At 71.4% G+C, this 21,329-nt stretch carries 18 protein-coding genes; 12 read left to right on the top strand and 6 right to left on the bottom strand.

All coding sequences use genetic code 11. The annotated features are described in order from the left end of the window. Nucleotides 1-86: 86 nt before the first annotated feature. Genes ASE01_RS03510 through lpdA form a run of 5 tightly spaced genes read right to left on the bottom strand, consistent with a single transcriptional unit; the run spans nt 87 to nt 5,299 of the window. Entirely contained in the window at nt 87-1,169 is a 1,083-nt protein-coding gene (locus ASE01_RS03510) for a PP2C family protein-serine/threonine phosphatase (RefSeq protein ID WP_056748649.1), read from the bottom strand. Beyond that, nucleotides 1,133-1,987, bottom strand: coding sequence for an Fpg/Nei family DNA glycosylase (locus tag ASE01_RS03505; RefSeq protein WP_056748648.1), 855 nt, complete (start codon nt 1,985-1,987; stop codon nt 1,133-1,135). The genes ASE01_RS03510 and ASE01_RS03505 overlap by 37 nt, the downstream gene beginning before the upstream one ends. Continuing rightward, nucleotides 1,980-2,501, bottom strand: a complete 522-nt coding sequence (locus tag ASE01_RS03500) for a ribose-5-phosphate isomerase (protein ID WP_056748647.1) — start codon at nt 2,499-2,501, stop codon at nt 1,980-1,982. Before ASE01_RS03500 ends, ASE01_RS03505 begins: the two co-directional genes overlap by 8 nt. A gap of 19 nt (nt 2,502-2,520) precedes the next feature. Continuing rightward, nucleotides 2,521-3,888: an NAD(P)H-quinone dehydrogenase gene (locus ASE01_RS03495; protein WP_056748646.1), complete on the bottom strand. Its 1,368-nt coding sequence runs from the start codon at nt 3,886-3,888 to the stop codon at nt 2,521-2,523. A 10-nt stretch (nt 3,889-3,898) separates the two neighbouring features. After that, entirely contained in the window at nt 3,899-5,299 is a 1,401-nt protein-coding gene (lpdA, locus tag ASE01_RS03490; RefSeq protein ID WP_056748645.1) for a dihydrolipoyl dehydrogenase, read from the bottom strand. A gap of 116 nt (nt 5,300-5,415) precedes the next feature. On the opposite strand from lpdA, the gene ASE01_RS03485 reads away from it, so the two are divergent. The 4 genes from ASE01_RS03485 to ASE01_RS03470 all read left to right on the top strand — a co-directional run bounded on the left by ASE01_RS03485 (nt 5,416) and on the right by ASE01_RS03470 (nt 9,561). Then, nucleotides 5,416-6,627, top strand: a complete 1,212-nt coding sequence (locus tag ASE01_RS03485) for a S8 family peptidase (protein WP_082605787.1) — start codon at nt 5,416-5,418, stop codon at nt 6,625-6,627. A 47-nt stretch (nt 6,628-6,674) separates the two neighbouring features. Further along, complete coding sequence (locus ASE01_RS03480; RefSeq protein WP_082605786.1) at nt 6,675-7,127, top strand: gamma-glutamylcyclotransferase; 453 nt, start codon at nt 6,675-6,677, stop codon at nt 7,125-7,127. A gap of 62 nt (nt 7,128-7,189) precedes the next feature. Beyond that, nucleotides 7,190-8,713, top strand: coding sequence for a YncE family protein (locus ASE01_RS03475; RefSeq protein ID WP_056748644.1), 1,524 nt, complete (start codon nt 7,190-7,192; stop codon nt 8,711-8,713). Between the two features lie 17 nt (nt 8,714-8,730). Further along, complete coding sequence (locus ASE01_RS03470; RefSeq protein ID WP_200958748.1) at nt 8,731-9,561, top strand: purine-nucleoside phosphorylase; 831 nt, start codon at nt 8,731-8,733, stop codon at nt 9,559-9,561. Nucleotides 9,562-9,619: 58 nt separating this feature from the next. Here ASE01_RS03470 and ASE01_RS03465 read toward each other — a convergent pair whose 3' ends face one another. Next, entirely contained in the window at nt 9,620-11,362 is a 1,743-nt protein-coding gene (locus ASE01_RS03465) for a hypothetical protein (protein ID WP_157537067.1), read from the bottom strand. Nucleotides 11,363-11,421: 59 nt separating this feature from the next. On the opposite strand from ASE01_RS03465, the gene ASE01_RS03460 reads away from it, so the two are divergent. The 8 genes from ASE01_RS03460 to ASE01_RS03425 all read left to right on the top strand — a co-directional run bounded on the left by ASE01_RS03460 (nt 11,422) and on the right by ASE01_RS03425 (nt 21,311). Next, nucleotides 11,422-12,462, top strand: a complete 1,041-nt coding sequence (locus tag ASE01_RS03460) for a hypothetical protein (protein ID WP_056748641.1) — start codon at nt 11,422-11,424, stop codon at nt 12,460-12,462. A gap of 267 nt (nt 12,463-12,729) precedes the next feature. After that, on the top strand, nt 12,730-13,857 hold the full coding sequence (locus ASE01_RS03455; protein WP_056748640.1) for a heme/hemin ABC transporter substrate-binding protein: 1,128 nt from the start codon (nt 12,730-12,732) through the stop codon (nt 13,855-13,857). Beyond that, the gene (locus tag ASE01_RS03450) at nt 13,854-14,951 is read left to right on the top strand and encodes a FecCD family ABC transporter permease (protein ID WP_056748639.1); all 1,098 of its coding nucleotides are present in this window, start codon (nt 13,854-13,856) and stop codon (nt 14,949-14,951) included. The genes ASE01_RS03455 and ASE01_RS03450 overlap by 4 nt, the downstream gene beginning before the upstream one ends. After that, entirely contained in the window at nt 14,948-15,760 is an 813-nt protein-coding gene (locus ASE01_RS03445) for a heme ABC transporter ATP-binding protein (RefSeq protein ID WP_056748638.1), read from the top strand. The genes ASE01_RS03450 and ASE01_RS03445 overlap by 4 nt, the downstream gene beginning before the upstream one ends. Continuing rightward, nucleotides 15,757-16,920, top strand: a complete 1,164-nt coding sequence (locus ASE01_RS03440; RefSeq protein WP_056748637.1) for a hypothetical protein — start codon at nt 15,757-15,759, stop codon at nt 16,918-16,920. Before ASE01_RS03445 ends, ASE01_RS03440 begins: the two co-directional genes overlap by 4 nt. Continuing rightward, complete coding sequence (locus tag ASE01_RS03435; RefSeq protein WP_056748636.1) at nt 16,920-18,371, top strand: hypothetical protein; 1,452 nt, start codon at nt 16,920-16,922, stop codon at nt 18,369-18,371. Before ASE01_RS03440 ends, ASE01_RS03435 begins: the two co-directional genes overlap by 1 nt. Continuing rightward, a complete protein-coding gene (locus ASE01_RS03430; protein ID WP_056748635.1) occupies nt 18,368-20,638 on the top strand; it encodes an Ig-like domain repeat protein in 2,271 nt (756 codons plus the stop codon). The genes ASE01_RS03435 and ASE01_RS03430 overlap by 4 nt, the downstream gene beginning before the upstream one ends. Nucleotides 20,639-20,744: 106 nt before the next feature. Continuing rightward, nucleotides 20,745-21,311, top strand: a complete 567-nt coding sequence (locus tag ASE01_RS03425; protein ID WP_056748634.1) for a TetR/AcrR family transcriptional regulator — start codon at nt 20,745-20,747, stop codon at nt 21,309-21,311. Nucleotides 21,312-21,329 lie beyond the last annotated feature (18 nt).

Genomic DNA, 21,329 nt, shown 5'->3' with positions numbered 1-21,329 from the left:
GCCGTGCTCACGCGCGTCGAAAGGCACGGCAATCGTGCCACATGGCAGCACGCCCGCCCCAACCGAGGGGCCCTCGCGGACAGCCCCTACGAGCGACGGTGGATGAGGAGCAGGGCCCGGTCGTCGTCCGGGGAGCCCACCAGGTCGACCAACCGCTCGGCGAGGCCGTCCCAGGATCGGCGCAGCAGCGACTCCGCCTCACCCATCATGTGGTCGATGCCGAGCTCGATGTCGCGACGCGGTTCCTCGACCATGCCGTCGGTGTAGAGCAGGAGCGCGTCGCCCGGCGCGAGCCGTCCGCGCAGCCCGACGAACTCGACGTCCTCGACCACCCCGAGCACGGGACCCTCGGCGCCCAGCACCTCCCAGCGGCCCGAACCGGCGTGCCGCTGCAGGGCTGGGGGGTGGCCGGCGCTGCGGAGCTCGAAGATGCCCGTGGCCAGGTCGACCGAGAGGTGCACCGCGGTGGCGAAGCCCTCCTCCCAAGAGCGCTGGAGGAGGTAGTCGTTCGCGGCGGGGAGGAACCGGTGGGCCGGGAGCGCACCCACCAGGCCACCCATCGCACCGGAGAGCTGCAGGGCCCTGGTGCCGGCAGCCTCACCCTTGCCGGACACGTCCACCACCACGAGCTCGATGCGTTGACCGCGCTCGCTGGTGGTCGCCACGAAGAAGTCGCCGGCGAAGGGCGAGCCACCCGCCGAGGACAGCGCGGACTGGACCAGCCAGCCGTCCGGGAGGGTCGGGATCTCGCCCTGGGCGAGGATGCGGTCCCGCAGGTCCACCAGCATCGACTGGCCGCGCAGCGGGCCCACGGCGAGCTGCCCGCGCTGGACGGTCAGGTAGATGACCAGGATCGCGACGCTGAGCATCACTGCCAGCGCGACCACGATCCGGGGCGTGAACTCCTCCTGGAAGAACGCCGCCGCGCACAGCGCGAGGATGACGTACGCCGCGAACCAGGGCAGGACCCGGCTGCTCAGGAACAGGATGCCGAGGACCAGCGGCAGGAAGACCATGTTCATCGGGACCTTCTCGGGCATCACTGCGATGCCGACCACGACCCCGGCGAGGGCGAGGGCCAGGACCGAGGCGATGCCCGCGTCGGACCGGGCCCAGCGACGACCGACCGCGATCATCGGGCCGCTCGCGACCGGAAGACCGGCTGGCATCGGGGGCACCAGAACAGGTTGCGTCCGCCGAGGACCTGGGTCCGTACGACCGCACCGCAGACGTGACAGGCACGCTGGTCGCGCCGGTAGACGTAGACCTCGCCGCCGTGGTCGTCGACCCGCGGCGGGCGCCCCATGGCCTCGGGCAGGTGCTCGGGCCGGACGGTGTCGATCCGCCCGGTCATCACGCCCTCCCCCATCAGCACGACCAGATCGTCCCAGATCGCACGCCACTGCGAGACCCGAAGCGTGCGACCGGGTCGAAGTGGATGGATCCGGTGCCGGAACAGGACCTCGGCGCGGTAGACGTTGCCGACCCCCGCCAGGACCGACTGATCCATCAGCAGGGTGCCGATCGGCGCCGAGCTGCGTCCGATTCGCGCCCAGGCACGATCCGGGTCGCCGTCGGCGCGCAGCGGGTCCGGACCGATCCTGGCGAGGACCGCGGCACGCTCCTCGGCCGTGACCAGGGCGCAGGTGGTGGCACCGCGCAGGTCGGCGTACGCCGCCCGCCGCTCCGCGCGAGCCGGGCGGACCAGGCGCAGCCGCACCTGACCGATCGGCGCCGGCACCTCCTCGACGTCTCCGGAGACCTCAAAGGTGCCGTACAGGCCGAGGTGCACGTGGACGAAGCGGTCGCCGTCGAAACGGATGAACAGCTGCTTGCCCCAGGACTCGGCGTCGACGAGCAGGGTGCCGTCGACCTGCGCGGAACCGGCCGCGAAGCGGCCCTGCGGGCTGCCTGCGTGGACGACGGCGCCGCCGAAGGTCGAGGTGAGGGCACCGGCAAGGCGGTGGAGGGTGTGCCCCTCAGGCATCGCCGGGCCCGGGCTGCCCCTGTCCGAGGGCAGATGCGGGCAGCGGCGGCAGGTCGCCGGTGGTCTCGTAGGAGGTCATCTGCGCGATTCGGCGCACGTGGCGCTCGTCGCCGGGAAACGGCGTGGAGAGGAAGACCTCGACCAGGCGCGTCATCTCGTCCAGGGTGTGCATCCGGCCGCCGACAGCGACCACCCAGGCGTCGTTGTGCTCGCGGGCGAGGCTGGCGGTGTCCTCGGACCAGGCCAGCGCGGCCCGGATGCCCGGCACCTTGTTGGCCGCGATCTGCTCGCCGTTGCCGGAGCCACCGATCACGACGCCCAGGCTGTCCAGGCCCGCCTCACGGTCGGCGCGCACACCTTCGGCGGCGCGCAGGCAGAAGACGGGGTAGTCGTCGAGGGCGTCGTAGACGAAGGGGCCGTGGTCGACCGGCTCGTAGCCGTGCTCGGTCAACCAGTCGGTGAGGTGGGACTTGAGCTCGAGGCCGGCATGGTCGCAACCGAGGTGCACGCGCATGGCTGCATTCTCGCAGGGCTCAGGTCTGGTGGAGTCGGCGGGCGGCCTCGGCGATCGAGCCGCTGATCGAGGGATAGACCGTGAACGTCAGCGCCACCTGATCGGCGGTCAGCCGCTCGGTCACCGCGAGCGCCACCGGGTGGATCAGCTCGGAGGCCCGCGGGCCCACGACCACGCCGCCGAGCAGGCTGCGCGAGCCCGGCGCGACGAAGAGCTTCACGAAGCCGTCGGTGATCCCCTGCATCTTGGCGCGGGCGTTGGTCGCCAGGGGCTGCATGACCACCTCGGCCAGCACCTCCCCCGCGTCGACCTGCTTCTGGGTGACCCCGACGGTGGCGATCTCCGGCGCGGTGAACACGTTGGAGGCGACGACCGACAGGTCCAGCGGCTGCACCGCATCGCCCAGGACGTGCGCCATCGCGATCCGACCCTGCATGGCCGCGACGGAGGCGAGCATGAAGACACCGGTGCAGTCACCGGCGGCGTAGACACCGCGGGCAGAGGTGCGCGAGACCCGATCGACGCTGACGAAACCGCCCTCGTCGAGGAGGACACCTGCTTCGGCCAGGCCGAGTCCCTCGGTGTTCGGGACCGACCCGAGGGCCAGGATGCAGTGGGAGCCAGTGACCTGGCGGCCGTCGGCGAGGGTCACCGTGACCACGTCGCCGGAGCGGGACACCGACTGCATCCGGGACTGCCCGAGCACGGTCATGCCGCGACGGGTGGAGACGTCCTCGAGCACCTGCGCGGCGTCGGGGTCCTCCCCCGGCAGCACCCGCTCACGCGAGGAGACGAGGGTGACCGGGATGCCCAGCGCCTGGTAGGCACTGGCGAACTCCGCGCCGGTGACACCCGAGCCGACCACGATCATGTGCTCGGGGACGGCGTCGAGGTCGTAGACCTGCTCCCAGGTCAGGATCCGCTCGCCGTCCGGCTGGGCGGAAGGCAGCACGCGGGGCGAGGCGCCGGTCGCGATCAGGATCGCGTCGGCGTCGTACGACGCCTCGGAGCCGTCCTCGAGGGTGGCGACCACCCGCGCGGGACCGTCCAGGCGTCCCCTGCCGCTGACGACCGTGACGCCCTCGCGGGCCAGGCGGCTGCCGATGTCGGCGGACTGCGCGAGCGCGAGCGCCTTCACCCGGGCGTTGACCTTCGCGAGGTCGACCCGTGGCGAGGCGACCTCGATCCCGAGCTCGCCGGCCTCCTCGAGCTCGCTCATCACCTCGGCGGTGGCGATCAGGGTCTTGCTGGGCACGCAGTCGGTCAGCACGGCCGAGCCGCCCACACCGTCGGAGTCGACGACGACCACCTCGGCACCGAGGTGCGCGGCCACCAGCGCCGACTCGTAGCCGCCGGGGCCGCCGCCGAGGATCACCACACGGGTCATGGCGCGGAGCTCAGAGGTTGATCATGTGGCCGGCGATCCCGTGGATCGCCTCCTTGACCGCCTCGGAGAGCGTCGGGTGGGCGAACACGTTGCGTCCGACCTCGTCGGCGGTCAGGTCCCACTTCTGCGCGAGCGTGAGCGCGGGCAGGAGCTCGGTGACGTTGGAGCCGATCATGTGGGCACCGAGGATCTCGTTGTACTCGGCGTCCGCGACGATCTTGACGAAGCCGACGGCCTCGCCCAGGCCCTGGGCCTTGCCGTTGGCCGAGAACGGGAAGGTGGCCGTCTTGACGTCGTACCCCTTGTCCTTGGCCTGCTGCTCGCTGTAGCCGAAGGAGCCGATCTGCGGGTGGCAGTAGGTCGCCCGGGGGACGAAGTCGTACTCGACCGGCATCGTCTCGGCACCGGCCATCGTCTCGGCCGCCACGATGCCCTGGGCCTCTGCGACGTGGGCCAGCATCATCTTCGCGGTCACGTCACCGATGGCGTAGACGCCCTCGACGTTGGTGCGGCAGAAGTCGTCGATCGCGATCGCGCCGCGCTCGGTCAGCTCGACGCCGGCGGCCTCGAGGCCGTAGCCGTCGGTGCGGGGCGCGAAGCCGAAGGCTGCGAGGAACTTGTCGGCCTCCAGGACCTGCTCCTCACCGCCAGCAGCGGGCGCGATGCGGACCTTGACGCCCGAGCCGGTGTCCTCGACGCCCTTGACCGCCGTCGAGGTCAGCACCTTCACGCCGAGCTTCTTGTAGTGCTTGGCCAGCTCCTTGGACACGTCGGCGTCCTCGGTCGGGACCATCCGGTCGAGGAACTCCACGATGGTCACGTCCACGCCGAAGTTCTTCATGACGTAGGCGAACTCGACGCCGATCGCACCCGAGCCGCCGATGATCATCGAGGACGGGATGTTCTCGTCGAGGATCTGCTCCTCGTAGCTGACGATGTTCTTGCCGTTGACCTCGACACCCGGGACCGTGCGCACGGTGGCGCCGGTCGCGATGATCAGGTTGTCGCAGGTGTAGTCGGCACTCGAACCGTCCTCGAGCTTGACGGTGACGGACTTCGGTCCGGTCAGCGTGCCCCAGCCGTCGATCTCGGTGACCTTGTTCTTCTTCATCAGGAAGTGGACACCCTTGACGATGCCGGCACTCACCTGGCGCGAGCGCGCGTGCGTCGGGCCGTAGGCCATCGTCGCGTCACCCTCGATGCCGAACTTGGCCTTGTCGTGGGTCAGCGTGTGCGCGAGCTCGGCGTTCTTCAACAACGCCTTGGAGGGGATGCAGCCGACATTGAGGCACACACCGCCCCAGTACTTCTTCTCGATCACGGCAACGGACTTGCCGAGCTGTGAAGCGCGGATCGCGGCGACATATCCGCCGGGGCCGGCACCGAGGACGAGGACATCGAAGTGGGTCACGGGACCAGCCTAGTAGGGCAGGTGCTTGTGTCCGGCATCACGCTCAGGGCAAAGTGCCCCTACTCATTGGTACGGCGGCACGGGGTCGTCGTCCACGAAGAGGAAGCAGCTCCCTCATGTCTCGGATTCTCGGAATCATCGCCGCCTGTGCACTCGCACTCGCCGGCCTCGTCTCACTCCCCCCGGCGGCCGCCCTGGCTGCTCCGGCAGCTCCGGTCGACCAGGCTCCCGCGCGGGCCGCTGGTCTGCTGGACGTCATCGTCACCCTCCAGCCCGGCGCCGATGTGCGCGCCACGGCGAACACCCTGGTCGCGCGCCAGGGCGGTCGGGTCAACCACGTCTACTCGAACGTCCTCCACGGCTTCGCCGCGACCCTGACCGACTCGCTGCTGTCCCTGCTGAGGGCAGACACCCGGGTCAAGGCCGTCGAGCTCGACCGGACGGTGCGCGCGAGCGACACCCAGTCGCCGACGCCGAGCTGGGGCCAGGACCGCGTCGACCAGCGCAACCTGCCGCTCGACAACTCCTACACCTTCACGAGCACCGGAAGCGGCGTCGACGTGTACGTCGTCGACACCGGCATCCTCACCACGCACCCCGACTTCGGCGGCCGCGCCGTGTCCGGGAGGGACACGATCGACAACGACGCCGACGCCACGGACTGCAACGGTCACGGCACCCATGTCGCCGGGACCATCGGTGGCACGGACAACGGTCTCGCCAAGCAGGCTCGCCTGATCGGTGTCCGGGTGCTCGACTGCGGCGGCTCGGGGTCCAACTCCGCCGTCATCGCGGGCCTCGACTGGGTGGTCGCCCACCACCAGGCCGGCCAGCCCGCCGCCGCCAACATGAGCCTCGGTGGCAGCGCGTCGACCGCACTCGACGCGGCCGTCCAGCGCGTCATCGACGACGGCGTGACGATGGCCGTCGCCGCCGGCAACGAGAACACCGACGCGTGCACGAAGTCGCCCGCCCGGGTGCCGGCCGCCCTGACCGTCGCGGCCAGCGGCCGGACCGACGCCCGCGCCAGCTTCTCCAACCGCGGCACCTGCGTCGACCTGTTCGCACCCGGCGTCGACATCACCTCGACGTGGCTGGCCAACGGCACCAACACCATCAGCGGCACCTCGATGGCCTCGCCGCATGTCGCGGCCGCGGCGGCGCTCTACCTCCAGACGCACCCGGCGGCCTCGCCGAGTGCGGTCAGCTCCGCGATCCTGGCCGCCACCACCAAGGGCAGGATCAGCGGAACCGCCCGCTCGTGCGTGCTGCTGATCATCTGCTCACCGGCCACCCCGGCCAACCACCTGCTCCACACGGGTTCCTGACCGGTGCGGGTACGACGTCACGGGCCTGACGGCACTAGCCTGTGCCCGTGACGTCGTACGCCGCCTACGGGACCAACCTCGACCCGGTGCGGATGGGCGAGCGATGCCCCCATTCCCCGCTGCAGACCACCGGCTGGCTGGGCGGGTGGCGCCTGACCTTCGGCGGCGAGGAACACGGCTGGGACGGTGCGCTCGCGACGATCGTCCAGGACCCCTTCGAGCAGGTCTTCGTCGCCGTGTACGACGTCAGCCCGCTCGACGAGCCCAACCTCGACCAGTGGGAGTCCGCGGACTCCGGGCTGTACCGCCGCACCAAGGTGCGGATCTCGACCATGGCCGGCGAGGTCGTGGCATGGACCTACGTGCTGGACGCCTTCGAGGGCGGGCTCCCCTCGGCGTCGTACCTCGGCGTGCTCGCGAATGCCGCCGAGGCCGCCGACGCGCCCGACGACTACGTCAGCGCACTGCGGCGCCGCGACTGCCGCTCCACCGGCCTGTAACAGGTTCTCATCCTGCGGTCGGACGACCGTGACCCGGAGCAAATGTGAAACGTTGTCACATTATGCGCAGGTCCTCCCGCCTCCACCGTGCCCTCACGACCACTGCCGGCCTCCTCGCCGCCGCGACCCTCGTCGCCTGCGGCACCTCCGCCGCGCCGGAGGAGGTGGTGCCCGAGAAGGACGCGGCGCTGGACCTCCCGATCGCGCTGCGGCCCGCCGAGAGCGGCCTCCGCTCCGTCATGTGGGTCGGCAACAACTGGGAGGGCACGGCGAGCATCGTCGACGCCCGCTCCCTCGAGGTGCTCAAGCGCGGGGTCAACCTGATTCCCGACAAGGCCGAGGAGACGCAGCGGATCCTGCGCAGCCCCCTCGCGACGGTCTTCTACCTCGCGATCAACGCCGGTCCCGGACAGGGACACAACCAGTACGTCGACGACATGTTCACCACCGTCGACGGCAAGTACCTCGCGGTCTCGCGGCCGAGCTTCGCCGACGTGGTGTGGATCGACATCGCGAAGGCGACCGCCGGACGGACCGACTCGATCGTGCGTGAGCAGCAGATGGACGGCTACCGGACCGACCACATGCAGGTCTCGAACGACGGCTCCCGCCTGCTCGTCTCCGACTCGACCGAGCGCCAGGTCATCGAGTACTCGATGGTCGACGAGACGTTGCCCAACGGCACGAAGATCCGCGTCGGCGACCGGCTCCGGACCTTCCCGTCGGGCGAGACCCCCCACGAGAGCAACTACACCGAGGACGGCGAGCGGATCCTGCACGCCTCGATCGGCCGGGTCTACACACCGGCCGACGACCTCGACCCGGCCGACGGTTCTCTGCTGGGCCTGCCTCTCAACAAGCTCGGCCTGAGCACGCTCGGCCTCGACAAGCTGCTCGCCAGGCTGCCGTGGTCGGCGCTCGACGAGGCCGTGAAGGCCGACCGGTGGCTGCAGTACGTCGACGCGGACTCCTTCGAGGTCCTGGACCGCTGGAACATCGGCAAGGAGCTGGCCGAGGCCGGACACCCGGGGATGAGCAGCGCCGTGCGCCCCGTCGCCGTGCACCCCAACGGTCGACTGCTCTACCTGCAGGTCTCCTTCCTGCACGGCTACGTCGTCTTCGACACCGAGGCGGCCGACCTCAACGGCACCTCCGACTACACGCTCGGCGGCGAGCCCGAGCCCGCCACGGGCGCCGTCGTCGACGTCGTCGACCTGGAGAACCGGGTCCCGACCATGCTGCGGGAGGCCTACGTCAACGACTCGGCGCACCACGGCATCGCGATCAGCGGCGACGGCGAGACGCTGTGCGTGGCGGGAACGATGGACGACTACGCCGCCCTCGTCGACGTCGCGACCGGCGAGGCGACCTACTTCGACGAGGAGACCACCGGCCACCGCTACGGCAAGCCGTACTGGTCCACCGAGGGCCTGGACGAGACCTGCTGGGTGTCGCTCTCCGACGACGACGCCGTGGCAGTGCTGTCGACCCGCACGGGCGATGAGGTCGCCTACCTGCAGGTCGGCAACCACCCGCAGCGCGTGCGTCACGGATACGTGCCGGAAGCCGTCGTCGCGACCTGGTGAGCAGTAGTCTCGCCTGCGTGAACGACTCCCCCTCGCCGTACGCCCTGGCCGACGCGGCCGCCGTCCGCCTCGCCGAGCTGACCGGCGTCGCTCGTCACGACGTCGCGCTCGTGCTCGGCTCCGGCTGGCTGCCGGCCGCCGAGGCACTGGACCCGACCGGCGAGAACACGACCGAGATCCAGGTGACCGACCTGCCCGGCTTCGCGGCGTCCGCGGTCGCCGGCCACTCGGGGAAGATCCGCTCGATCCGGCTGCCCGGGCTCGACGGGGCGCCGGACCGGCACCTGCTGGCCTTCCTCAGCCGGACCCACTACTACGAGGGCCGCGGCGTTCCTGCGGTCGTGCACGGCGTGCGGACGGCTGCGGCCGCCGGTTGCCGGGCCATCGTGCTGACCAACGGCTGCGGCGGTCTCAAGGAGACGTGGACGCCCGGGACCCCGGTGCTGATCAGCGACCACATCAACCTGACCGGGGAGTCCCCCATCGTCGGCGCGAACTTCGTCGACCTCACCGACCTCTACTCCTCGCGACTGCGCGACCTGTGCCGCACCGTGGAGCCGACGCTCGACGAGGGCGTCTACGTCCAGTTCACCGGCCCCCACTACGAGACCCCTGCCGAGGTCCGCATGGCCGGCATCCTCGGCGGCCACCTGGTCGGGATGAGCACGACGCTCGAGGCGATCGCCGCCCGCGAGGCAGGCATGGAGATCCTCGGCATCAGCCTGGTCACCAACCTGGCGGCCGGCCTGAGCGGCGAGCCGCTCAACCACGCCGAGGTGCTCGAGGCCGGGCGCGCCGCGGCCACCCGGATGGGGGCACTGCTCGGCGAGGTCGTCCCCCGGATCTGACTCCCCCGGATCTGACTCCCCCGGACCCCGTCGCCCGGATCGGGCCGGTCAGCCCCGATCAGCCGTCGACCAGCGCGCGCGCCTGGGCGTCGATCGTCCGTCCGGTGAGCAGGTCGGTCACCGTGTAGTCGTCGGCGGTGTCCTTGAGCGAGTTCCCGATCCGGTCCCCGGCAGCGGCCAGGTCCACCAGGTCGCCGCGGTCCTCGTCCAGGCGGGTGTCGAGGGCCGTGCTCAGCGCGTCGGCCCCGGACACCTCCGGCAACAGGCTCGCCGGCAGGTGCAGTCCGAGCAGTGCGGTGCGAGCGACATCGAGGGCGTCGCTGCACCGCCACAGCTCCCGGGCGCCGTCCTCGAGCGAGATGGGGTCGACGTAGAAGCCGTCGGCCCCCGGGCCGTCGAGCGCCTCGAGCGGGATCGAGTGCAGGTGGGTCTGCGCCCAGAAGTCCTCGGCCGCGGTGTTCTCGGACCCTCCGGTGTCCTTCACCCCGTCGTCACCGGCGCCGTCGCGACCGTCCTCGTCCCAGGGGGCGTAGTCGTCGGCGCCGGCCTCGTTGGCCACGACGAGCTGGCCGTCGACGAGGACGAGCTCCTCGGGGAGGTTGCCGATCTCGATCGTGTGGTCCGCGTCCAGCCCGCCGGGCGAGGGGTGGTTGTCGACGACCAGCTCGCCGGGTGCTCCCCGCCCTGCGTTGACGGAGTAGACGTGACTGCCGTCCGGCAGGACGGCGATGCCGTTGGTGCCGTCCGGGGTCGTGTAGGTCGTCCCGCCGTCGAGATCGGGGCGTCCGTCCCCGTCGAGCGGGTGCGAGGTCACCTCGCTGCCGCCGTAGTTGCCGAGGTAGAGGTTGCCGTTGGCGACGGTGACGTACGACGTCGCGCCACCGATGTCATCAGGCGTCCTCACCGGCGTGACCGCACCACCGGGCCCGGCCTCCCGGATCTCGGCCATGGAGTACTCGTAGAGCTTGCCGCCGCCGACGACGAAGACGCGGTCGCCGTTGATCGCCACGCCGCCGGAGTGCTGCGGGGGCACCGCCCCGCCCCAGCCGTTGAGCTGCACCTGGCTGACCACCTCGCCCGTCCGGTCGTCGATCACCGACAGCTGGCTGTCGTCCACGTCGTCATCGGGGTTGCCGAGCTCGCCCGCGTCGGTCCGGTAGGACGTCGTGACGAAGTGGCCGTCACCGTCGTGGGCCAGACCCTGCGGGGTCCAGCCGTTGCCGTCCCCGTTGGCCACGGTGTCCGGGATCCGCGGACCCCGGTGGCCGCCGTACTTCACCCCGACGTCGTAGTCCTTGCCCGCGCCGTTGCGGAGCCACTCGACGATCTCGGCGTCGAAGGTCGTGAGCTCGGTGGCGGCCGACTGCAGCCGGACGCTGGCGTACGCCGCGTAGACGGCGAGGTAGAGGCTCACCGATGCCCGCAACGTCTCCACCTGCGCAGCGTCGAGTGCGGGGTCGCGCCGTCGCCAGAACTGGATGCCCCGCAGCGCCCAGTCCTCCAGGTCCACGAGGTCGCCCGCCAGGGCGTCGAGCACGCTCGATGCCCGGTGCAGCCGCCAGGACACGAGCGTTCCGTCGACGTAGATCATCCTGCCGGCGAGTGCGGCCGGTGCGCTGGCCAGGCCGCCGGTCCAGCGCGTCGCACCGATGCCGTCGCTCACGTGGTCGAGAGCGGTGATGACGGCCGGGTCCTGGGCGCCGATGTCGGCGGCGATCTCCCGGATCCGGGAGGGCTCGCCGGCAACGAGCTGCGCGTACTGCTGCTCCGGGTCGGCCACCTGGTCCTGATCCCCCGCCACGGCCCCCACGAAACGCGACGAAGTGGTGTCGATGACCTCCCGCAGGGTAGGACCGGTCCATGTCCTCGTTCGACCGCGTCCGCACGGCGGTGCTCACCCTGACCGTGTCCGCGGCGCTGGTGGCCTGCGACGGCGGTGACCGCGACCGCTCCGGCGGCGCCGAGGAGGACCTGGCGGGCCTGCCGGGCGTCGCCTCCGCCGAGGTGGGCGAACAGCTCGTGGACCAGGACGAGTCCGGGACCGTGGTCGTGGTCGACGTCGAGCAGGACATCACTGTCGAGCAGCTGACCGAGGTGTTCGTCGCCGTCGACGGCCTCGCCCCGCACGACTGGATCCTCTCCGTGGACTGCGGTCCTGCGAGCTGGGAGGACACCCGCGAGCGCGACGACTGCGACATCGCCACGGGGGCCGCCGCCACCGCGTCCGGGACGCCGGAGCAGGGTGCCGAGGTCCTGCTGGCTGCGGCCCGGGCGCTGCCGGAGGCGTCGGTGAGCGTGGCGTGGCGACGAGAGGTCCGCCTCCAGCTGGACGATCCCGGGCCCGATGCGGTCGCTGCGGCACTCGGCGTCGTGCTGTCCGACCCGGTGCTGCGGACCACCGGAGGGATCACCGTCGCGGCCGCCGCCGGCAGCGACGAGCCGGGCTTCCTGGTCACCTCCGACGGACTGACGTCAGCGCGCACCCTCGCGCTGTGGCGCAGCCTCCGCCCGAGCCTGGACGAGCTTCCGGCGGCGACACCCGGCGCCTACACCGTGGCCGTCGACGAGCTGGAACGGGAGACGGTCACCGCCCTGGTCCAGCTGCCCGGAGTGGTCCTGCCGGAGGACCTGACCCCGGTGGCGTACGGCGCTGCGCTCTGGCCCTACCTGCACGCCCAGCTGGACGTGCTGGACGACCGTGCGGACGAGGCTCCGGACGGCGTGCGGTACGCCGCCCGCAACGCCTATCGACCTGTCCTCGACGCCCGGCCTGCCGGGAACGACCCCTTCCTGACCCTCACCCTCGGACAGCCGGGGAAGGCCGACGCGCTCGGCCGGCCCTGGGGCACCGAGGCCTCCGAGTACGTCGCACGTCGCCAGGGCGGCCCAGCCGATCACTGAGGGTTGCCCCACCTCGAAGAATGTGGCGTTCTCATTAGGTAAGGCAACCCTCAGTGACCCCGACTCTACCGGCGCGCCGCCCCACGGTCAACGGGAGGCGTCGGCGCTCTCCTTGACAGGTCGTCAGCCGCCCGCGACCGCCGTCAGCAAGCGATTCGGTGTGGCAATCGCGCTCAATTCTGTCTGCGGATTAGGTATGCCTTAGGTACGTGTTAGGGTCACCTTTGCCTGCACTTCCTGACACTCTGACAGCAAAGAGTCGCCTGTATGCCCTCGCACCGCACCCCCCGTCGTACCGCTCGCATCGCCACCCTCGGTCTGCTCCTGGTGGCCGTCGTCGGGTGCGGACCGGTCCTCGACGGCGCCGGCGGGCACGGCACGGACGGGCCGGTCACCGAGGTCCCCTCGATCGCCGACGTCACACCGCTGGCCGACCCACGGTCGTGGAAGGGCGCGGTCGACATCAACCTGCCCGAGCCCGACATCCGCCCGATCGAGGAGAACCCGGTCCCCCAGCTGCCGGCGAGCGTCACCGACGCGCAGGGCACGCAGGTGAGGGTCACCGACGTCAGCCGGATCCTGGCGCTCGACATCTACGGCACGCTCTCGCAGACCGTCTTCGAGCTCGGCCTCGGCGAGAACATCATCGGCCGCGACGTCTCCTCCGCCTACGAGGAGATCGAGGACCGTCCGCTGGTGACCCAGAACGGCCACGAGCTCAACGCCGAGGCCATCCTCGAGCTCGACCCGACGGTCCTGGTCACCGACACCTCCCTCGGGCCGTGGAGCGTCGTCCTGCAGATCCGCGAGGCCGGGATCCCTGTGGTGGTGGTCGACGCCGAGCGCAACCTGGACAACCTCTCCACGCTGACCTCCGAGGTCGCCGAGGCGCTCGGTGTGCCGGAGCAGGGCCGTGAGCTCGGCAAGCGGATCGAGGCCGAGGCCGCCGCCGTCCAGGCAGAGATCGCAAAGGTCGCTCCAGCCGATGTCACCGGCAAGCTGCGCATGGTCTTCCTCTACGTGCGCGGGCAGGCCAACGTCTACTACATGTTCGGCCGTGGTTCCGGGGCCGACGCCCTGGTCACCGCCGCCGGCGGCTACGACGTCAGCAGCGAGATCGGCTGGGACGGCATGAAGCCGGTCAACGACGAGGGCCTGATCCAGGCCCAGCCGGACGCCATCTTGATGATGAACAAGGGCCTCGACTCCGTGGGCGGCGTGGACGGGCTGCTCGACCAGTTCCCCGCGCTCGCGCAGACCCCGGCCGGCGAGAACGAGCGCATCATCGCGATGGACGACGACCAGGTCCTGAGCTACGGCCCGCGAACCGCCGACGTGCTCAACGCCCTCGCGGTCGCGCTCTACGCCCCCGACAGCCTCCCGGACGCCTCATGACGGCCGTCCTGTCCGCCGCGCCCGTCGCGCCGACCGTCGCCCCGACGCTCGACCGCAAGCGCCGGCGGCGTGTCGTGCTGTTGTACGTCTTCCTCGTGGCCGCACTGGTCGTCGCGACCCTGGTCGCCTGCGGTTCGGGCCAGTTGAAGATCCCCCTGCAGGAGATCCTCGGCTCGATCGCCCACCGGGTCGGGCTCGACATCGGCCCGCTCCCCAGCCACCCCCGCGGCGAGTACACCCTGTGGAACGTCCGGTTCTCGCGGATCGCGATGGCCGTGATCGTCGGCGGTTCGCTCGCTGTGGCGGGTGCCGCCATGCAGGGCGTGTTCGGCAATCCGCTCGCCGAGCCGAGCGTCGTCGGCGTCTCCTCGGGGGCAGCCGTCGCCGCCGGCGCCGCCATCGTGTTCGGTCTCCGCTTCGCCGGCGACTGGTCGATCCCGGTCTGCGCCTTCCTCGGTGGCCTGGTCACCACACTGCTCGTCTACGCACTCTCGCGCTCCGACGGACGCACCGAGGTCGTGACCCTGGTCCTCACGGGCATCGCGGTCAACGCCGTGGCCGGCGCACTCCTCGCGATGCTGATGTTCCTGGGCGACACCCAGGCCCGCGAATCGATCGTCTTCTGGCAGCTGGGCAGCCTCAACGGCAGCCGCTGGAGCTACGTCGTGGTCGTCGCCCCACTCGCCGCGCTCGGCGTGACCATCGCCCTCGCCTGCTCGCGCAGCCTCGACCTGCTGGCCCTCGGCGAGCGTTCTGCCCGCCACCTCGGGGTCAACGTCGAAGGGCTGCGGATCCTGCTGATCGTCGTGGTCGCCATGCTCACCGCCGCCGCCGTCAGCTTCTGCGGCATCGTCGCCTTCGTCGGCCTGGTGGTGCCCCACCTGGTGCGGATGATCACCGGGCCGGGCCACCGCACCCTGCTGATCGCCTCCTTGCTGGCGGGCGCGCTCGTCCTGATCTGCGCCGACACCGTGGCCCGCACGGCCATCGCCTACACCGACCTGCCCCTCGGGATGCTGACCTCGCTGGTCGGCGGCCCCTTCTTCTTCTGGCTGTTGCGCCGCACCCGCCGCACCGCGGGAGGCTGGGCATGAGCCTGTCCGGCACCGCCGCCCTGACGGCCCACGGCATCAGCCTCAGCTACGGCCACCGACCGATCCTCGACTCCGTCGACCTGGAGGTACGCCGTCGCGAGGTCCTCGCGCTGGTCGGACCCAACGGTGCCGGCAAGTCGACGCTGCTCTCGGTCCTCGCCGGCGACGTCACCCCCGACGACGGCGAGGTGCGACTCGACGGCCGCCCACTCGGCGAGTGGAAGCTGCGCCAGATGGCGCGCGAACGCTCCGTGCTCACCCAGGAGCACCGGATCTCCTTCCCGTTCCCCGCAGGTGACGTCGTCCGGATGGGCCGCGCTCCGTGGCGCGGTCACCCCGAGGAGGACGACGACGACCGCGTGGTCGCCGAGGCGATGGAGAGCACCGATGTGGAGCGTCTCGCCGGCCAGTCCTTCAGCCTGCTCTCCGGTGGCGAGAAGGGTCGCACCTCCTTCGCGCGGGTGCTCGCCCAGCGCACCGGCATCCTGCTCCTCGACGAACCGACCGCCGCACTCGACATCGGCCACCAGGAGGCCGTGCTGAGCCGGGCTCGCGCCGAGGCGGCCACCGGTGCGGCTGTGGTGGTGGTGCTCCACGACCTGTCCCTCGCGGCGGCATGGGCCGACCGCGTCGCGCTTCTCCACCACGGCCGGGTCACCGCCGAGGGTCCGCCCGCCTCGGTCTTCACCGCTCCGCTGCTGAGCCTCGTCTACGACCACCCGATCGATGTCCTCGCCCACCCGGCGACCGGTGAGCTGCTCGTGCTCCCGGACCGCCGTACGTCCCTTTCCCGGGAGGAGACCGCATGACCTTCCTCGCGCGGGCCGCTGCCCGCTCCCTCAGCGTCGCCCTGCTGGCCGGACTGTTCGCCACCGGCCTCACCGCCAGCACCACCGCACCGGCCCACGCGGCCGCCCGGATCACGGTCACCAATGACCGCGGCGGCGCGACCGCCGACCTGACCTACCGCACGGCGCTGACCATCAAGGGCCGCGGCTTCCAGTCCGTCCAGGGCGGCTTCGGTGGCGTCTACCTGATGTTCGGCTGGGTCGACGACCCGCGCGGAGGCTCCTGGAAGCCGTCCCGCGGCGGCGTGACCGGCAGCGACTACCGCTACATCCCCGACTCGGAGAACGCCGCCGACAACCAGGGCTACCTGAAGTTCATCGCCTTCCCCGGCAGTTCCACCGCCTCCGAGGCCAACGCCGTGCTCGGCAAGGGCGGCAGCTTCAGCATGAAGCTCACCGTGCCCGGTCCGACCTTCCAGAGCGTCGACCGCAACGGGAAGATCGTCTCGGTCGACTGCCGCAAGGTCACCTGTGGCGTGATCACCATCGGCGCCCACGGCGTGAAGAACGCCGCCAACGAGACCTTCACACCGGTCCGGTTCGCCAGCGTGTACGACGCCGCGCCGGCCGGGCAGCAGGAGCAGTCCGCGACGCCGCAGGACGCGACGACGACCGGCGAGTCGGTGGCCACCGGCGACACGCCCGCGAACGGCACCGCTTCGGGCGCCCAGCAGGCGACCGGCAAGCCCAAGGTCCTCACCGACCGGCTGACCGCCAAGGTCGGCAACACCCTCGCCTTCACCGGGACCGGCTTCCGTCCGGGCGAGCAGGTGATCGGCGTGCTCGACGACGGCGCCGCCGGCATCGGGCCGCTGGTGGCCGGACCGTCGGGCGAGGTCGCCGGCATCCTGCCGCTGCCGGCGACCCTGGCGGCCGGGACCCATGAGCTGCGCCTCTCCGGTGCCGCCTCGGGCAGCCGGGCCAGCGAGCGGTTCGCCGTGCGCGCGGCGGACGAGCCCGCCGTCGTCCCCGCTGCGGCCGACGCCTCCGACGACGGGCTGAGCGACTCACGGATCTTCCTGATCGCCGCAGGAGCCCTGTTCGCGATCGCCGTCCTCGTCGTGGCGCTGCGGCTGCTGCTGCGCCGCCGCGGTCCGCGGACCCCGCTCGGGGTCGCGTGATGACACGCCGACTGGTCCCCCTCGTCCTCGCCCTCGCGGCCGCGCTCTGCCTGCTCCTCACCTCGCTCGCCCCCGCGACCGCCGACGACCCGGCCCCCACCGAGGCGAGCACGACCTCGAGCGAGCAGCCCACCGAGCAGCCGACCGAGCAGGCCCAGCAGGCCGAGCAGGCCGTCTCCTCGGCTGCGAGCGACGAGCCGTCGGACGAACCGGCCGACGAACCGGCCGACGAGGGCACCGATCCCGCAGGCCCCGCAGCGTTCACCGTCGACGACGCGGTCCTGCGCTGGGGCGTCAACGACGAGAGCAACAACAACGCCTTCGCGCCCGGCACCTTCAACTTCCTCTCCGCCGGAAAGGCGCCCGACCCGGGCAGCGGTGGGCAGGTCATCGATGCCCGCGCGAAGTGGCCCGGCACCGGCGCCACCGCCTGGCGCGCGACGAGCGGCAGGGTCCGGATCGAGAAGAACACCTCGGCCGGTCCCGTGCTCGCGACCTTCGAAGGGCTGAAGACCGGTCCCGACGGCCAGTCCCTCGGCGGTCCGAGCGTCGCGATCTTCAGCAACCACCAGGTCGTCATCACCGGCGGCACGGGCGAGGTCGACCCCGATGCGGGCACCGCGACGATCCGCTGGAAGGGCTCCTTCACCGTCTTCTACTACTCCGGCATGAGCTTCTACACGGTGACCGATCCGGTCCTCGAGGTCACCCCGGACGGCGCCCGCATCACCGCCTCCGGCTCCGGCTACTCCAGCTCGATGGAGGACACCTCGGTCTGGGCGCCCGTCCCCGCGACGCCGGTCACGCTGGCAGACCTGGAGGGCGTCGGTGTCGAGGAGCTCGCAGCGGACGAGGGGTTCACCGCCCCGACGAAGTACCTCGGCGTCCGCTACGACGCGCCCGCCGGCGCCGTCGCCCAGGTCCGGACCGGCGCCAGCTGGGGCGCGGTGCCGGGGGCGATGCTGGCCTTCCTCGAGAAGGTCGGCATGGGCGCCTACTGGTACTCCTCCGGAGGCAGCGGCGACCGCTTCAAGCCGACCAAGCCACTCACCGTCAGCTGGGACGCCGGGACGGCCATCGAGCCCGAGGCACCGCCCCTCACCCCGACCACGCCGACCGAGCAGCCCGAGAACCCCACCGGCCAGGCACCGCCGATCACCCAGCCCCGGGGCCCGGCCCTGCCGACGAGCACCTTCCAGCCTCCCGGCCCGGTCCTGCCCGTCCGGCCCTTCGACCCGGCCGCCGCCGTCGCGGCCTCGACCCCGGCGTCGTACCAGCCGCCGGTGGCCTATGCACTCGCCTCCTCCCCGACCACCCCGGACCGCCCGATCGGCGTGAACCGGGGCTGGGAGTGGGCCCTCGGATTCCTGCTGCTGCTCGGAGCGGGCGGAATCACCCTGTTGAACCCCCAGCTCAACCCCCTGATGAACCGCCTGAGAGGAAACCGATGAGAACCGTACGTCGGGGCATCGCCGGCATTGCTGCCGCAGCCCTCACCGCCACAGGACTCGCCGTCCTGGGGGCCGCCACGGCCCCTGCCGCCCACGCCGCCACCGTCAGCGTCGACGACGCCGTCCTCCGTTGGGGCATCAATGTCGAGTCCGGCAGTGCTGCCTTCGCCCCCGGCACGTGGAACCTGATGTCCGCGGGCAAGGTCGGCAACCCCGGCAAGAGCCAGGCGCTCAAGACCGCCGACGAGGGCGCCACCTGGACCGACGGCGCCGCCGCCGGGTGGAAGAACACCGACGGCAACGTCACCATCGAGGACCTCCAGACCGGTGGCGGCTACGCCCCGACCACCTTCGTCGGCACCCGGCAGAACGCCGCCGGGACGACGGGCACGACCGGCAACGGGATCAGCGGGGAGAACCAGCTGGTCTTCCGCAACGGCACCGGTGAGGTCGACGTCGCCGCGAACACCGCCTCGATCCAGTGGGACGGCGACGCCACGATCCTCTACTACTCCGGCATGACGTTCTTCTACCTCTCCGACCCGGAGCTGACGGTCGACGCCGACGGCACCGGCGAGGTCACCGCCACCGTCGACGGCTACGCCGCCGACATGGCGAACCCTGCGGTGTGGAACGACCTCGCCGACCAGGAGGTCACCCTCGCCACGCTGAGCGGCGTCGACGTCGCCACCCTGGGCTTCACCTCGACCCCGGCCTACACCGAGGTCGAGTACACCGCGCCCGCCTCCAGCAGCCCCCAGGTCCGCACCGGCGGCAGCTGGGGCTCCTTCCCGTCGAGCTTCGTCGACTTCCAGCAGCTCACCGGCGGCGGCCCCTACTGGTACTCCACCGGCGGCGGCGCCGACGCGCGCAAGCCCACCCTCCCGCTCGAGGTGTCGTTCGACGCCACGCCGCCCCCGCCGGCCGTGGAGGTCAGCGACGTCGAGCTGCTGCCGAACGGCGCGCACGAGGTCACGGTGACCGGCACCGGGTTCGATCCCGCGCTGGCCACCGGCACCCGCCAGCCACTGTCCGGCAAGCCCGCCGGCGCGTACGTCGTCTTCGGCAAGTTCCCGGAGGTGTGGAAGCCGTCGGCCTCGGTCGCCAGCTCGCTGCGCAAGGTGAGCTCCCAGCAGTGGGCCGTCCTCGCGGCTGACATGGGCACCGTCGGAGGTCCCAACGCCGGCGCCATCGAGCTCGCCCCCGACGGCTCCTTCACCGCCACCCTGACGGTCGACAAGGCGGCGGCCGACACCGCGGCCGCCTCGGTCGCCACCGCGGTCAACTACGGGATCTACACCTACCCGGGCTCCGGTGCCACCCAGCCGCTCTACGAGACCTACACGCCGATCACCTTCGCCGCCGCGCCGGGCACCGCCACCGCGACCGTCGACACCGTTCCGACCCGCACCGCCAGCGGCGCAGCGACGATCTCGGTCGAGGACGCCGACGGCGGGGCCGCAACCGGCAACGCCAGCTACACGATCACCGACGCGGCCGACAACGTCGTCGTCACCGCCCCGTCCGCCCTCACCGCCGGTGAGGCGACGATCACCCTGCCCGCCGGCAGCGCGGGCGACTACACCCTCACCGCGTCGTACGACGGGGCAGCCAACAGCAACGCCAACATCACGACGGCGACGGCCTCGACGGACTTCACGATCGCCAGGGCGACCTCCACCACGGCCGTGCAGGTCACCAAGGTGCCGACGCCGCTCGCGGCCGGCTCCGTCAAGGTGACCGTCGACCCCTCCGAGGACGGCGTCGTCCCCACGGGCGACGTGCTGGTGCAGCTCAAGAGCTCGACGGGCTCGACCTCGTCGGCGTCGGCGGCACTCGACGCCGACGGTGTGGCCACAGTGGCCCTCGCCAAGCGGGTCGTCGGCACCTACACGGTGATCGCGACGTACGCCGGTGACGCGAACGTCGCGGGCTCGACGAAGAGCACGACGGTCAAGATCGCGAAGGTGGCCTCCAAGGTGAGCGGTGCCTGGTCGCCCCGCAAGCCGACCGGCGCCAAGGCCGGTGGCATCCGGATCACCGTGAAGGCCGGCGTGAAGCCGACCGGCGCGGTGACGATCGCGGTCAAGAACGCCAAGGGCAAGACCGTGAAGTCGGCCAAGGCCAACGTGACGTCGGCCGGCACGGTCACCTTCGCGCTGCCGAAGCTGGCCAAGGGGACCTACGTGCTGACGGCGTCGTACGCCGGGAGCAGCCAGGTCAACGCCGGCAAGTACACGCTGAAGTTCGCCACGGCGAAGCGCTGACCACGGCTCCCTGATGGACAGGCGCGCGCAGTCGACGGTCCCCCGACCGTCGCCTGCGCGCGTCGTCCACCGTCTCCCGACCGCTCCCGACCCTAGAATCGACATCGTGCCGAAGATCGCTGCCGACACCGTCCACGCCCACCGCGACCTGGTGCGGCGCAAGATCTTCGACGCCTTCGCCGAGCTGATGGACGAGCGCAGCTTCGACGCCATCACGATGGCCCAGATCGCAGCGCGGGCCGACATCGGCCGCACCGCGATCTACCACCACTTCAACAACAAGGAAGCGGTGGTGGTCGCGTTCGCGACCGAGGAGACCCAGCACTACCTGGCCGACCTCCGGCGCGACCTGGACCTGGTGCCCGACCCGGTCGCAAGGATCCGGGTCTACCTGCGCCACCAGCTGCGCGCGGGGCAGCAGTTCCACACCGGCATGGGCGGGATCCTCTACCACCTCCTCTCGGAGGAGGCGATGGAGAAGATCCACGACCACGTCGCGGCCGTCGAGGAGGTGCTCGAGCAGATCCTCGACGAGGGGATCGCGAGCGGAGCCTTCCGGGTCAGTGACCGGAAGGCAGCGATGTCGCTGCTCCATGCCGCCCTGGCGACCCGCCAGCTGCCCGTGGGCGCGGTCGAGGAGTTCGTTCTCCGCGGCCTCGGCCACATGAGTTAGGCAAACCTAAGAATTTTG

The organism is Nocardioides sp. Root190, assembly GCF_001428565.1.
In the GTDB taxonomy this organism is placed as follows: domain Bacteria; phylum Actinomycetota; class Actinomycetes; order Propionibacteriales; family Nocardioidaceae; genus Nocardioides.
This window is presented reverse-complemented; position numbering and strand designations above follow the sequence as displayed.